Raw genomic sequence first — 13246 nt, 5'->3', positions numbered from 1 at the left:
CCCAATCGTCAGCCTGTGGATAACTCAGGTCTCCTTGAGTGACACGCAGTCGTGGACGCCTTCGGGGCTGCGGTGCAGCACTGCGCGGGTGGGCACGACGTGCAGGCCCGTGTCGGTGGCTTCGGCGGTGCCGTCGACGATCAGCGAGTATCCGGTGGGTTCGCGCGGCGGCCACAGCACCGTCACGGCCGGGTGAGCGCCGGCGTTGCGCCGCGTGGTGTTACCGATGGGCTCGATCGTCAGCGCGCCGCCGGCGAATGTCGGGACGACGGCCACCGTGTGCGGGCGGAAATCGTCACCGACGGTGATCAGAAAGCCGAACGGGAAGTCGGCCAAGGTGTCGCCGAGTTTTTCCAGATCCACCTTCACACTCATGAGGCCAGGATAGGTCGCCGCTCACGCCGGCGCGGGTTGCCGGCCGCGCACCAACCGACCTGGCCGGGCCGCCGTGGGTACCCCGTTCTCCGCGATGATCTCGCCGGACACGATGGTCGCGACGTAGCCGTCGGCGGTCTGGTCCAGGCGGCGCCCGCCGGCGGGCAGGTCGTGTTCGATGGTGGGCTTGTGCAGCGTCAGCGCGTCCTGGTCGATCACGTTGAGATCGGCCTTGTAGCCCACCGCGATTCGGCCGCGGTCGTTCAGGCCGGCGACGCGCGCCGGTACCGATGTCAGTTCCTTCACGGCGTGCGCCAGGTCCAGCCGGGAGGCGGCGCGGTCGCGGACCCAGTGCGTCAGCAGATAGGTGGGAAACGATGCGTCGCAGATCATTCCGTAGTGTGCGCCACCGTCGCCGAGGCCCAGGATGACGTCGTCGCGCTGGATCAGTTCGGCGACGGTGTCGAGGGAACCGTCACGGAAGTTGGCGAGGGTGACGAGCAGCATGGCGCGGCCGTCGTCGTCGAGGACGCGGTCGTAGGCCTCTTCGAGCGGGCTGACGCCGCGGGCGGCGGCGCGCGCGGCGATCGAATCCGACGGTGCCGGTTCGTAATTCGGGGGAGTGCCGAGGGGGAACATGTAGTCCCACGCCTGCACCGCGAACATCAGTGGGTGGCCGTCGGCAGCTGCGGTGTCGTTCAGGATGCGTTGGCGTACTTCGGGTCTGCGCATCTCGGCGACGCGCTCGGCCAGCGGTAGATCGGCGATCTCGCGGTACGACGGGTACAGCACGAACGGATTGCCGGACAACTCCAGGCCGATGACCAGGCCGATGGGGCGCGGGAAAATCTGCGCCGAGATCGACCCGCCGTCGGCGTTGGCCTTCTCGACCATCCGCAGCGCGTCCTCGAATGTGGCCGGCCCGGCATTGCCGACGGCCAGGGTGAACGTCACCGGCAGGCCGACGTCGGCCGCGACGTCGAAGACGGTTTTCAGCGCGATCTCGTAGTCACCGGCCAGCAGGTCGGGCACGAACTGGATCAGTCCGCCGCCGCCGTCCGCGACGCCGCGGGCGATGGCTTCGATCTCGACCTGTGCCGCGTCGTGGCTCGGAATGGGCTGTCCGCCAGAGGTTTTGTGCAGCGTCAGTCGCGACGACGCGAAGCCCAGCGCGCCGCACTCCACGGCCTCGGCCGCGAGCTTGCGCATCAGGGCCAGGTCTTCGGGGGTGGCGGGCTCGCGGTCGACGCCGCGCCGGCCCATGACGTACACCCGTAGCGGCGAGTGCGGGAGGAACGCGGCCACATCGATATCCCGGTGCCGCGCCTCGACGGCGTCCAGGAATTCGGGGAACGTCTCCCACGTCCAGGGCAGGCCGTCGACCATCACGACGCCGGGGATGTCCTCGACGCCGGCCATCACGTCGACGAGCACGTCGTGGTCGTCGGGGCGGCAGGGCGCGAAGCCGACGCCGCAGTTACCCATGACGGCGGTTGTTACGCCGTGAGCGGAAGACGGGGTCATCCGGTCGGACCAGATGGCCTGTCCGTCGTAGTGCGTGTGCAGGTCGACGAAGCCAGGGGTGACGAGCAGGCCGGTGGCGTCGATCTCCCGGGCGCCGGTCCCGTCGACCGTGCCCACGGCTGCAATCAACCCGTCCTGAACTGCGACATCGCCCTGGAAGGGTGCGCCGCCCAACCCGTCGGCGATGAGTCCGTTGCGAATGACGATGTCGTAGGCGACGCCCGCTGCGTTCATGTGAACAACGTACGACTCAGGCCGTCATCAGATCTGTGAGTTGGCTTTGAGTTGAAGTTAGAACGGCTAGGCATTGCAAAACCGATGTATCGTGATAGGTACAAGATGCATCGAAAACAACGAAAGGAAATGCGATGTTCTCAGCTGGTTTCGGCCCCGGTTTCGGTGGAGGCTTCGGCCCCGGATTCGGGGGCTTCGGTCCGGGCGCGGGTGGTCCCGGTGCCTGCGGGCCCGGCTTCGGTGGCGGTTTCGGCGGCGGCTTCGGGCCGGGTGCCGGGCACCACTTCTTCAAGGGTCGTCTCAAGCGTGCCGCGATTGCCGCGGCTGCGCTACTACAGGAAGGCCCGGCCACGGCCGAGCAGCTCTCGCAGCGGGTTTCGGAGATCACCGACGGCGCATTCACCCCTCCGGTGGACAAGGTCGAGTTCGTCATCTCGCTGCTCGCGGCTCGTGGCGTGGCCACGGTCGAGGACGGCGTCGCGACGCTGACCGAGTTCGGTGAGCAGCTGCTCGCCTGGCGCGGTGTCAGCAGCGAGACGGTGCAGGCCTTCCTCGGGCAGGCGGGGAAGTTCGGCGATGTCATCAAGCTGCGCAAGGATTTGTTCGAGCTCGCCGGGCTGGCGCGCACGATCAAGTTCACCGGAAACGACGCGCAGAAGGCCGATCTGAAGACGGCGGTCAGCACGCTGTCCGCCGCGGTCGCCGAGGCCAAGAAGGCGCTCTACCGCACCCTGGCCGACAACTGACACGACCGACGCTCGGAGCGGCGGACCCATGCGGGTTCGTCGCTCCGGCGTTGTCGGTGCCCCGTGGCACGATCTGGGCATGATCGACCACTTCGGTATCAACTGCAGTGACTGGGCCAAGTCCCAGCAGTTCTACGACACCGTTCTCGGCGTGCTCGGCTTCAGTCGGCAGCTGGATTTCGGTGTCGCCATCGGTTACGGCCGTGACGGCAAGCCCGACTTCTGGATCGCCGATGCCGGCGCGGGGGAGGCCTCGGGTCCGAACCGTGAGGTGCACGTCGCCTTCCAGGCCGCGGACACCGATGCGGTCACCGCGTTCCACGACGCGGCCGTCGAGCTCGGCGCCGAGTCGTTGCACGCGCCGCGGCTGTGGCCCGAGTACCACCCCGGCTACTTCGGGGCCTTCGTCCGCGACCCCGACGGCAACAACGTCGAGGCGGTCTTCCATGGCGCAGCCGGGTAGCGGTGCGCTCCGGTAGCGTCGGCGATATGTCTGATACCGCTGCGGCGCGGGAACTGTTGCGCGACTCGTTCACTCGGCTCATCGAGCACGTCGACGAGGTCACCGACGGCCTGACCGAAGAGGTGTCGCTGTGGCGGCCGACGCCGGAGGCCAACAGCATCGCCTGGCTGCTGTGGCACAGTGCGCGGTGTCAGGACATGCAGCTGTGCGAGGTCGCGGGCATCCACCAGGTGTGGACGAGTGCCGGCTGGGAGCAGCGGTTCGCGCTCGACCTGCCGAAGAGCGACGCGCCCGGTTATGACATCGGATACGGCCATACCGCCGAGGACGTCGGCAAGGTGCGGCCGCCGGTCGAGCTGCTGGTCGGGTACTACCGCGCGGTGCACAAGGTGACGCTCGAATATGTCGCGGGCGTGACGGCTGAGGATCTCGAGCGGATCGTCGACCGACGCTGGAATCCTCCGGTGACCGCGAGTGCGCGGCTGGTGAGCATCGTCGACGACTGCGCGCAGCACCTCGGGCAGGCCGCGTATGTACGGGGCATCGCCGCCCACAGATGACAACCGAGAAGTTCGTCCGCTGGTGGCCGCCAGTCGGGCTGGGGCTGATGGCCCTGTTGGGCTGGGGCGTGGGCAAGGCCTCGACGCCGGTCGATGACGTCTTTCAGGACGCCGGCCGGGACGGCCAGCCGTATACCGGCTGGCTGCTGTTCTTCACCGACCCGCGTGTGCTCATGGCGATGCTGGTGATCGCGGTGGGAATCGCGTTGTGGCACAAGCGCTGGCGTCTGGCCGCGGTCATCGCGTTGACGCCCCAGCTGGCGGTGTTCATCGAGCGCGGCCTGAAGGAGCTGTTCGGTCGTCACAAAGGTGGGGCGCTCGCGTATCCCAGCGGACACACCGTGCTGATGGTGACGGTGCTGGGCGTCATCGTCCTGGCGGCCGGGGCCGTGCTGTGGTCACGCGTGCTGGCCGGCATCTTCGTTCCGTTGGGCATGCTCGGACAGGCCTTCACGTACCACTACTTCACCGACACCGTCGGCGCCTTGCTGTTCGGGTCCAGTCTGGTGTGCCTGGCGGCCCGCCTGGTCACCGAGCACCCCGCGGAAAGCCCTGGCGTGATCCTCTAGCGCCCGGTGCGGTACGCCTCGGTTTTGACACGCGTCAAGCCGGATGCGACCCGCGTCACACCTGGTCGTTACGATGGCGGTATGACCGCTACGTCTGACGTCCGTTCGCCCGGCTCCGGCACCATTTACGACCCCGCCACGGGTGCCATCGCAGGAACCGTGAGCTGGACGGACCCGGCCGACGTTCCTCGCATCGCCGCCGGCCTGCGCGCCGCGCAGCGCGAATGGGAAGCCCGCGGGCCGCAGGGCCGCGCGAAGGTGCTGGCCCGTTTCGCGGTGTGGCTCAATGACCACCGCGACGAGGTCGAGGCCCTGCTGATCCGCGAGACCGGCAAGTCGATGGTCGACGCCAAGGCCGAAATTCCGCTGGCGATCCTGATCATCTCGTACGTGGTCAAGACCATGGAGAAGGCGCTGGCGCCCGACACCCGGCCGGCCCCGCTGCCCATGCTGTCGGTCAAGAAGATCACCGTGCACTACCGCCCACGCGCGGTGGTCGGCATCATCGCGCCGTGGAACTACCCGGTGGCCAATGCGTTGATGGACGCCATCGGGGCACTCGCGGCAGGCTGCGCCGTGCTGCTCAAGCCGTCCGAGCGCACCCCGCTGACCGCCGAGCTGCTGCTGCGCGGCTGGACCGACTCCGGCGCCCCTGAGGTGCTGGCCCTCGCGCAGGGTGCCCGTGAGGTGTCCGAGGCCGTCATCGACAACTCCGATTTCATCCAGTTCACCGGCTCGACGGCCACCGGCCGCAAGGTCATGGAGCGCGCGGCGCGCCGCCTCACGCCGGTCAGCCTCGAACTCGGCGGCAAGGACCCGATGATTGTCCTCGAGGACGCCGACGTCGAGCTGGCCGCCAACGCCGCGGTCTGGGGCGCGATGTTCAACGCCGGGCAGACGTGCGTGTCCGTCGAGCGCGTCTACGTGCTGGAACCGGCCTACGACGCGTTCGTCGACGCCGTCGTCAAGGCGGTGCAGAACCTCAAGGTGGGCGCCGGCGAGGGCTACCACCTCGGGGCGCAGATCGACGCCAGCCAGGTGGACATCACCGAGCGGCACGTCAACGAGGCGGTGGCGGCCGGCGCTCGCGCGTTGACTGGCGGCAAGCGCCCCGACGGCCCGGGCAGCTTCTACCCGCCGACGGTGCTCGTCGACGTCGACCACTCGATGGCCTGCATGACCGAGGAGACGTTCGGCCCGACCCTGCCGATCATGAAGGTCGCGACCGTCGGTGAGGCGGTCCGCCTGGCCAACGACAGCCCGTACGGTCTGAGCGCCACCGTGTTCTCGGGCGATGTGCAGCGGGCCAAGGACGTGGCACTGCAGCTCGACTGCGGCGCCGTCAACATCAACGACGTGCTGGCCAACCTGATGTGCACCACCGCCCCGATGGGTGGCTGGAAGACGTCGGGCATCGGCGCACGGTTCGGCGGGGCCGACGGCATCCGCAAGTTCTGTCGCCAGGAGACGGTCGTCGAGCCGCGCACGAGCAAGGGCACGGGCGGCAACTACTACCACAACTCGATGAAAGCCCTGGCCCGGATGAACAACGTCCTGACCAAGGTGTCGTTGATCCGGCCCAAGCGCACCGCCAAGTAGCACCACCAGTTGTTCACCGTCACGTCACCGCCAGGTTCGGCCCGGCGGTTACGTTCAGCCGGTGACTCTGGACGCATCTGCCGCCGACACCTACACCGTCCGCGATGATGACGACGACGACCCCGAACTGGTGCTGCTGCCCAGCGGGGAAGTGGTCGACACCTGGCGCGAGGGCTATCCGTACGACGAGCGGATGAACCGGCACGACTACGAAGAGCAGAAGCGCCTGCTGCAGATCGAGCTGCTGAAGCTGCAGAAATGGAGCCAGGCCAACGGGCTGCGGCACGTCATCGTCTTCGAGGGCCGCGACGCCGCCGGCAAGGGCGGCACCATCAAGCGGTTCATGGAGCACCTCAACCCGCGTGGGGCCCGCGTCGTCGCGCTGGAGAAGCCGACCGAGAAGGAACGCACCCAGTGGTACTTCCAGCGCTACGTCACGCATCTGCCGGCCGCCGGCGAGATCGTGCTGTTCGACCGCTCCTGGTACAACCGGGCCGGCGTGGAGCGCGTGATGGGGTACTGCACGCCCAAGCAACACGCTGAATTCGTCCGTCAGGCACCGCTTTTCGAGCAGATGCTGACGAACGACGGCATCAGCCTCACCAAGCTGTGGTTCTCGGTGACCCAGGCCGAGCAGCGCACCCGCTTCACCATTCGTCAGGTCGACCCGGTGCGGCAGTGGAAACTCTCGCCGACGGACCTGGCCTCGCTGGACAAGTGGGACGCCTACACCGCGGCCAAGGAAGAGATGTTCGCCTGGACGGATACCGAGGTCGCGCCGTGGACCGTGGTGAAGAGCAACGACAAGAAGCGCGCCCGGATCAACGCCATGCGGCATGTTCTCGGTAAATTCGACTACGACAACAAGGACCATGAGGTGGTCGGACACGCCGATCCGCTGATCGTGGGACGGGCGCTGTCCGACTGAGCGGCGCCCACCAACGTAGGAGGGCGCTTGCGATTCGTCGCGACATTGCTGTTGTGGCTGGTCACCACCGTCGCTGTGGCGGTGGCCGTGCCGGTCTGCTGGGCGCAGCACACACTTGTCGACCGGGGCGGCTATGTCGCGCTGGCCACCACGGCAGCCAAGAACCACGAGCTGCAGAAGGCCACGGCCAGCGAGCTGGGCATCCAGGTCAACAGGCTGGCCAGCGGTGCGGGATATGACCTGAGCACCAGCACCGTGTCGAATGCCGCCGGCATCTACACGTCCAGCTCGGCGTTCCCGGGGCAGTTCGGCGCCGCGAACGGCTACGCGCACGATTGGCTGTTCACCGACACCATGGCCCACTCGGACGCGTCCGGTCGCTGGACCATCGACCTGTCGCCGATGCTGTCGGACCGATCGTTCAAGGCGACCTTGGCGGCGTTCGGGATCCGGGTCCCGTCGAAGATCGAAGTACCGATCACCGACTCGGCCCAATCGTTGCGGCCGGGCCAGTTCCGCGCGGCGACGACGTGGGGACCGTGGGCACGGATCGGCATCTGCGTGTTGACGGGCATATTCGCTCTGCTCACTCTGGCGATGAGCCGGTCACGCGGGAAAACCATTGCCGCTCTGGGTATCTCGACCATGATCGTCGGCGCCGCGGGCTGGGCCGGCATCGAGGCGGGTCGGCGCTACATCAACGACGGGCTGAACCGCACCACCGGCAACGTCCGCCAGGTGGCCGACGTCATGGTCGACACGGCCATCGCCAACGCCCACCAGTGGCTCAACATCACCCTCGCGATCGGCGGCGGTCTGGTGGTGCTGGGCGTGCTCGTCACGCTGCTGGGCAACCTCGGCCGTCGCGTGGTCCGTAAGTCCAAGCCCGCCCCCGCCGCCGCCTGACTAGGGATTTGTGCACGGAAATCCGCGGCCGGCGCGGAAAATCGTGCACAAATCACGAGCCGACGGTGCGTTCCAGGAACGAGTAGACCAGCGCGGCCTTGAACGCGGCCTGCGAGTTGTCCGCCGCCCCGCCGTGTCCGCCCTCGATGTTCTCGTAGTAGTGGACGCGGTGGCCGGCGGCCTCCAGGGCCGCCGTCATCTTCCGCGCATGGCCGGGGTGCACCCGGTCGTCGCGCGTCGACGTGGTCATCAGGAGCGCCGGGTACTTCCGGTCGGCCGAGATGTTCTGGTACGGCGAGTACTTCGAGATGAATTCCCAGTCGTCGGGGTTGTCGGGGTCGCCGTACTCGGCCACCCATGACGCACCGGCGAGCAGCAGGTGGTACCGCTTCATGTCGAGCAGCGGCACGCTGCACACCAGGGCCCCGAACAACTCCGGGTACCGCGTGAGCATGACGCCCATGAGCAGTCCGCCGTTGCTGCCGCCCTCGGCGGCGAGTTGTTCGACGGTGGTGATGCCGCGGCGCACCAGATCGGCTGCGACGGCGGCGAAGTCCTCGTACACCAGGTGACGGCCCTCGCGCATGGCCTGCGTGTGCCAGCGCGGCCCGTACTCGCCGCCGCCGCGGATGTTGGCCTCGACGTAGGTACCGCCCTGCGTCAGCCACAACCGGCCGAGCACCCCGGCGTAGCCGGGCAGCAGCGACGACTCGAAGCCGCCGTATCCGCTCAGCAGCGTCTTGCGTGGCTCGGTGACACCGCGTTGTCCCACAACGAAATACGGGATGCGGGTGCCGTCGGCGGACGTCGCGAAATGCTGCGACACCTCGACCTCGGACGCGTCGAAGAACGCCGGTGCGCGCTTGATCTCGGTGACCGCGCCACCGGCGTGGCCCCAGAGCAGGCGCGACGGGCTGTCGAATCCGCTTGAGTCCAGGAAGATTTCGTCGCCGTACTCGTCGACGTCGACGATGACCGTGGTGGCGTGCTTCGGTACGCCCGGGATGTCCTCGCGTTCCCACGTGCCGGGGGTGACGAGCTCGATGTGGCCGATGACGTCGACCAGCGTCTGCAGCAGCAGCCGGTCGCGCGTCCACGCGAAGTTCTGCATGCTGCTGTGGTCGTCGGGCTCGAAAACCACGGTCAGGTCGCGGTTTCCGGCGAGGTAGTCGTCATAGCGCGCGGCCAGCAGCGTTCCCGGCGCGTATGTCGTCTCGCCGACGGTCCAGTCGGCACGCGGCCGGATCAGGAGCCATTCCCGGTGAATCGAGATCGCGGCATCGGTGGGGACGTCGATGCGGACCAGCTCGTCGCCGCGGACCTCGAAGCGTTCGCGGTTGAAGAAGTCGGTGGACTGCGACACCAGCAGCCGCTCGAAACCCGGTGTGCTGTCGTAGCCGGCGCCGACGCTGACATCGGTGGCCGCGCCTTCGAAGATCGTGACGGCGTCGGCCAGCGGCTGCCCGCGGTGCCACCGTTTGACGATCCGGGGGTACCCCGACTCGGTCATGGCGCCGGGCCCGAAATCGGTGCCCACCAACACCGTGTCGGGGGTCTCCCAGGAGACGCTGGACTTGGCTTCCGGCAGGTTGAACCCGTCCTCGACGAACTGCCTTGTCTCCATGTCGAATTCGCGTACGACAGTGGCGTCGGCCCCGCCGCGCGACAACGCGATCAGCGCGAGGTGCAGGCCCGGTTCGATGACGTCGGCGCCGGCCCAGACCCAGTTCTCGTCCTCGTCGGCCGCCAGCTTGTCGAGGTCGATCAGCACGTCCCACTCGGGGGCGTCGGTGCGGTAGCTGTCCAGCGTGGTGCGCCGCCACAGCCCGCGCGGGTTCTCCGCATCGCGCCAGTAGTTGTAGAGGAACTCGCCGCGCCGCCGGACGTACGGGATGCGGGCGTCGGTGTCCATCACCTCGAGGGCGTCGGCGCGCATCTGCTCGAAGCGCTCGCCGCCGAACTCGGCGATCGTCGGCTCGTTGTGCGGGCGCACCCAGGCGAGGGCGTCGTCACCGGTGACGTCCTCGAGCCAGAGGTAGGGATCTTCTCCTGTGGCGAGCGGAGCGGCGGGATCTTCCGGGGCGACCGATTCAGAACTCACCTGGTCATTCTTACTCCCCGGCGTAGGGTGGCCGTATGCCATCTCGGGCACTGATCACCGCCGAGGCCGCGGACCTGCTGCGCGCGCTGCAGAACCAGCACGGCCCCTTGATGTTTCACCAGTCGGGTGGATGCTGCGACGGCTCGTCGCCGATGTGTTACCCCGACGGCGACTTCATCGTCGGCGACCGCGACGTGCTGCTGGCGGTACTCGACGTCGGGCCCGACGGCGTCCCGGTGTGGATCTCCGGGCCGCAGTTCGAGGCCTGGCAGCACACCCAGCTCATCATCGACGTGGTCGCGGGCCGGGGCAGCGGGTTCAGCCTGGAGGCGCCCGAAGGCAAGCGCTTCCTGTCGCGCGGTCGGGTGTTCACCGAGGCGGAGAACGCCGAGCTCAATGCACAACCGCCCGTGACCGGCGCCCAGTATGCGCAGGGCGTCCGGCCGGCGCGGGACGGCACGTTGATCGTCGAGCACGCCGAGGAGGCGTGCCCGGTGCCCGGTGCGCGTCCGGGCTTGGCGTAGGTCACCAGATTGCGGTGCAGGCGGTTTCGTTCGTGGTGACTACTTCTGCAACGTGAACTGCACGACGTCGGCCTGCTTGTTGCGGAACAACTCCGCACATCCGGTCAGGTACTTGATGTAGCGGTCATAGACCTCTTGCGACTGGATCTTGATGGCCTCGTCCCGGTGTGCCGCCAGGTTCCGGGCCCAGATGTCGAGGGTCGTGGCGTAGTGCGGCTGCAATGAGTGTTTCCGGGTGACGTGGTATCCGGCCGCGGTCGCGAGTTCCTCCACGACGGGGATGATCGGCAGCCGGCCGCCCGGGAAGATGTCCGTCATCAGGAACTTCACGAACCGGGCGAATTCGAAGGTCAGCGGGATGCCGAGCTCCTTGGCGTCCCGGAAGTCGAAACCGCAGATGGTGTGCAGCAGCATCACGCCGTCGGGCGGCATGGCCGCATACGTCCGCCGGAAGAACTCCGGGTAGCGGTCGGGGCCGAAGTGCTCGAAGGCGCCGATCGACACGATCCGGTCGACGGGCTCGTCGAACTGCTCCCAGCCCTGCAGCCGGACCTCGCGGCTGCGGGCGGTGTCCATCCGGTCGAAGGTGCGCTGGACATGGGCCGCCTGATTCCTCGACAGCGTCAGCCCGATCACGTCGACGTCGTACCGTTCGACGGCACGCAGCATCGTCGACCCCCAGCCGCAGCCGATGTCCAGCAACTTCATGCCCGGCAGCAGGCCGAGCTTGCTCAGCGCCAGGTCGATCTTCGCCAGCTGCGCTTCCTGCAGCGTCATGTCGTCGCGCACGAAATACGCGCAGCTGTAGGTCTGTGTCGGATCGAGGAACAGCCGGAAGAACTCGTCGGAGAGGTCGTAATGCGCCTGCACATCGGTGAAGTGCGGCATGAGGGAATTGGACATGGGGCATCGACCCTTTCTGACGAAGGTCCCCGCCGAATACCCGGTTTCCCGCAGTTGAATCGGTCTCCCGACTCTCGACGTCGCCGCGCCTATAAGGTGTGCATGTGACTCACTATGACGTCGTCGTTCTCGGAGCCGGTCCCGGCGGATATGTCGCCGCAATTCGCGCAGCCCAGCTGGGGCTGACCACCGCCATCGTCGAACCGAAGTACTGGGGCGGCGTCTGTCTCAACGTGGGATGCATCCCATCCAAGGCCCTGCTGCGCAACGCGGAGCTGGCGCACATCTTCCACAAGGAAGCCAAGACCTTCGGCATCAGCGGTGAGGCCAGCTTCGACTTCGGCGCGGCGTTCGACCGCAGCCGCAAGGTCGCCGAAGGCCGCGTCGCCGGCGTGCACTTCCTGATGAAGAAGAACAAGATCACCGAGCTGGAGGGCTACGGCACCTTCACCGGACCCAACTCGATGCGCGTCGCGCTGAACGCCGGCGGAACCGAGGACGTCACCTTCGACAACGCGATCATCGCCACCGGCTCGTCCGTGCGGCTGGTGCCCGGCACCTCGCTGAGCGAGAACGTCGTCACCTACGAGACCCAGATCATGACGCGGGACCTGCCGGGCTCGATCATCATCGCCGGCGCGGGTGCCATCGGCATGGAGTTCGCGTACGTGCTGAAGAACTACGGCGTCGACGTCACCATCGTCGAGTTCCTGCCGCGCGCGCTGCCCAACGAGGACGCCGAGGTCTCCAAGGAGATCGAGAAGCAGTACAAGAAGCTGGGCGTCAAGATCCTCACCGGTACCAAGGTCGAGTCGATCGAGGATTCCGGCAGCGAGGTGACCGTCGTCGTCAGCAAGGACGGCGCCACGCAGGAGCTCAAGGCCGAGAAGGTGTTGCAGGCCATCGGTTTCGGCCCCAACGTCGACGGCTACGGACTGGAGACCGCCGGTGTCGCGCTCACCGAGCGCGGTGCCATCGCGATCGACGACAACATGCGCACCAACGTGCCGCACATCTACGCCATCGGTGACGTGACGGCCAAGCTGCAGCTCGCGCACGTCGCCGAGGCCCAGGGCGTCGTCGCGGCCGAGACCATCGCCGGTGCCGAGACCCTGACGCTCGGCGACTACCGCATGATGCCGCGCGCCACCTTCTGCCAGCCGCAGGTCGCCAGCTTCGGCCTCACCGAGGAGCAGGCCAAGGCCGAGGGTTACGACGTCGTCGTTGCCAAGTTCCCGTTCACCGCCAACGGCAAGGCGCACGGCCTCGCCGACCCGACGGGCTTCGTGAAGCTGATCGCCGACAAGAAGCACCTCGAGCTGCTCGGTGGTCACCTGATCGGTCCGGACGTCTCCGAGCTGCTGCCCGAGCTGACCCTGGCCCAGAAGTGGGACCTGACCGCCAACGAGCTGGCCCGCAACGTGCACACCCACCCGACGCTGTCGGAGGCGCTGCAGGAATGCTTCCACGGCCTGACCGGCCACATGATCAACTTCTGAGTCGGTTTTGCGCGCGAATGTCGTTGCCGCGATAGGCGGTTTGGTCGTCGGTCACATGCTGTGGCTGCTGGCCATCTCGCTCGCGATGGACACCACCAGCATCAGTTTCTGGGTGCTGGTGGTGTCCGCCGTGGTCTTCGTGGTGGCCGGCGTCGCGGTGTTCTTCGCTCGAAAGTTTCAGGAGCGCAAGGCTTTTGCGAAGTCCGCGTTCCTCTGGTGCCTACCCGTCGCGCCGGTGTTGATGACGCTGGCGGTACTCGGGGTCACCTACCTCTAGGCGGTCGAGCCTGAGCTTGTGTGCCAAATTCTCTTGAA

14 protein-coding genes are annotated in these 13246 nt (G+C 67.4%); 10 read left to right on the top strand and 4 right to left on the bottom strand.

Features of this window, described 5'->3' with window-relative positions; genetic code table 11:
* Positions 1 to 24 precede the first annotated feature (24 nt).
* Positions 25 to 375, bottom strand: coding sequence for a pyridoxamine 5'-phosphate oxidase family protein (locus ACJH7A_RS05585; RefSeq protein ID WP_226519688.1), 351 nt, complete (start codon positions 373 to 375; stop codon positions 25 to 27).
* A 21-nt stretch (positions 376 to 396) separates the two neighbouring features.
* A complete protein-coding gene (locus tag ACJH7A_RS05580) occupies positions 397 to 2133 on the bottom strand; it encodes an amidohydrolase family protein (RefSeq protein ID WP_226519687.1) in 1737 nt (578 codons plus the stop codon).
* Between the two features lie 134 nt (positions 2134 to 2267).
* Between ACJH7A_RS05580 and ACJH7A_RS05575 the strand changes: the two genes are divergently transcribed.
* The 7 genes from ACJH7A_RS05575 (at position 2268) to ACJH7A_RS05545 (ending at position 7904) form a co-directional block, all read left to right on the top strand.
* Positions 2268 to 2879: a hypothetical protein gene (locus tag ACJH7A_RS05575; protein WP_212807095.1), complete on the top strand. Its 612-nt coding sequence runs from the start codon at positions 2268 to 2270 to the stop codon at positions 2877 to 2879.
* A gap of 79 nt (positions 2880 to 2958) precedes the next feature.
* Complete coding sequence (locus ACJH7A_RS05570) at positions 2959 to 3342, top strand: VOC family protein (protein WP_226519686.1); 384 nt, start codon at positions 2959 to 2961, stop codon at positions 3340 to 3342.
* Positions 3343 to 3368: 26 nt separating this feature from the next.
* A complete protein-coding gene (locus ACJH7A_RS05565; RefSeq protein WP_226519685.1) occupies positions 3369 to 3902 on the top strand; it encodes a mycothiol transferase in 534 nt (177 codons plus the stop codon).
* Positions 3899 to 4471 carry a PA-phosphatase gene (locus tag ACJH7A_RS05560; RefSeq protein ID WP_226519684.1) on the top strand — a complete coding sequence of 191 codons (573 nt, stop codon included), beginning with the start codon at positions 3899 to 3901 and terminating at the stop codon, positions 4469 to 4471. Before ACJH7A_RS05565 ends, ACJH7A_RS05560 begins: the two co-directional genes overlap by 4 nt.
* Before the next feature lie 81 nt (positions 4472 to 4552).
* A complete protein-coding gene (locus ACJH7A_RS05555) occupies positions 4553 to 6070 on the top strand; it encodes an aldehyde dehydrogenase family protein (RefSeq protein WP_226519683.1) in 1518 nt (505 codons plus the stop codon).
* A gap of 61 nt (positions 6071 to 6131) precedes the next feature.
* Positions 6132 to 6998, top strand: a complete 867-nt coding sequence (ppk2, locus tag ACJH7A_RS05550; protein WP_212807091.1) for a polyphosphate kinase 2 — start codon at positions 6132 to 6134, stop codon at positions 6996 to 6998.
* 27 nt (positions 6999 to 7025) lie between these two features.
* Positions 7026 to 7904: a hypothetical protein gene (locus ACJH7A_RS05545; protein WP_226519682.1), complete on the top strand. Its 879-nt coding sequence runs from the start codon at positions 7026 to 7028 to the stop codon at positions 7902 to 7904.
* 52 nt (positions 7905 to 7956) lie between these two features.
* Here the strand turns inward: ACJH7A_RS05545 and ACJH7A_RS05540 are convergent, their stop codons facing one another.
* Entirely contained in the window at positions 7957 to 10005 is a 2049-nt protein-coding gene (locus ACJH7A_RS05540) for a prolyl oligopeptidase family protein (RefSeq protein ID WP_226519681.1), read from the bottom strand.
* A 35-nt stretch (positions 10006 to 10040) separates the two neighbouring features.
* Between ACJH7A_RS05540 and ACJH7A_RS05535 the strand changes: the two genes are divergently transcribed.
* Positions 10041 to 10529, top strand: coding sequence for a DUF779 domain-containing protein (locus tag ACJH7A_RS05535; RefSeq protein ID WP_226519680.1), 489 nt, complete (start codon positions 10041 to 10043; stop codon positions 10527 to 10529).
* A gap of 39 nt (positions 10530 to 10568) precedes the next feature.
* On the opposite strand, the gene ACJH7A_RS05530 is transcribed toward ACJH7A_RS05535, so the two are convergent.
* Positions 10569 to 11432 (bottom strand): cyclopropane mycolic acid synthase family methyltransferase, encoded by an 864-nt coding sequence (locus tag ACJH7A_RS05530; protein ID WP_226519679.1) that lies wholly within the window; start codon positions 11430 to 11432, stop codon positions 10569 to 10571.
* Positions 11433 to 11536: 104 nt separating this feature from the next.
* Here ACJH7A_RS05530 and lpdA point away from each other — a divergent pair, with 104 nt between their 5' ends.
* Together lpdA and ACJH7A_RS05520 are read left to right on the top strand one after the other, a co-directional pair.
* Entirely contained in the window at positions 11537 to 12931 is a 1395-nt protein-coding gene (gene lpdA / locus ACJH7A_RS05525) for a dihydrolipoyl dehydrogenase (protein ID WP_406801531.1), read from the top strand.
* 40 nt (positions 12932 to 12971) lie between these two features.
* On the top strand, positions 12972 to 13208 hold the full coding sequence (locus tag ACJH7A_RS05520; RefSeq protein ID WP_226519677.1) for a hypothetical protein: 237 nt from the start codon (positions 12972 to 12974) through the stop codon (positions 13206 to 13208).
* The last annotated feature ends 38 nt before the right edge of the window (positions 13209 to 13246 follow it).

It is taken from the genome of Mycobacterium sp. SMC-17 (assembly GCF_045310915.1).
Taxonomy (GTDB): domain Bacteria; phylum Actinomycetota; class Actinomycetes; order Mycobacteriales; family Mycobacteriaceae; genus Mycobacterium.
The sequence above is the reverse complement of the archived record's forward strand: the minus strand, read 5'-3'. Positions and strand labels throughout refer to the sequence as shown.

Bases quoted from the DNA above. Each gene is read 5' to 3' on its own strand.
- ACJH7A_RS05585 (WP_226519688.1), bottom strand. From the start codon at position 375: ATGAGTGTGAAGGTGGATCTGGAAAAACTCGGCGACACCTTGGCCGAC.
- ACJH7A_RS05580 (WP_226519687.1), bottom strand. From the start codon at position 2,133: ATGAACGCAGCGGGCGTCGCCTACGACATCGTCATTCGCAACGGACTC.
- ACJH7A_RS05575 (WP_212807095.1), top strand. From the start codon at position 2,268: ATGTTCTCAGCTGGTTTCGGCCCCGGTTTCGGTGGAGGCTTCGGCCCC.
- ACJH7A_RS05570 (WP_226519686.1), top strand. From the start codon at position 2,959: ATGATCGACCACTTCGGTATCAACTGCAGTGACTGGGCCAAGTCCCAG.
- ACJH7A_RS05565 (WP_226519685.1), top strand. From the start codon at position 3,369: ATGTCTGATACCGCTGCGGCGCGGGAACTGTTGCGCGACTCGTTCACT.
- ACJH7A_RS05560 (WP_226519684.1), top strand. From the start codon at position 3,899: ATGACAACCGAGAAGTTCGTCCGCTGGTGGCCGCCAGTCGGGCTGGGG.
- ACJH7A_RS05555 (WP_226519683.1), top strand. From the start codon at position 4,553: ATGACCGCTACGTCTGACGTCCGTTCGCCCGGCTCCGGCACCATTTAC.
- ACJH7A_RS05535 (WP_226519680.1), top strand. From the start codon at position 10,041: ATGCCATCTCGGGCACTGATCACCGCCGAGGCCGCGGACCTGCTGCGC.
- ACJH7A_RS05530 (WP_226519679.1), bottom strand. From the start codon at position 11,432: ATGTCCAATTCCCTCATGCCGCACTTCACCGATGTGCAGGCGCATTAC.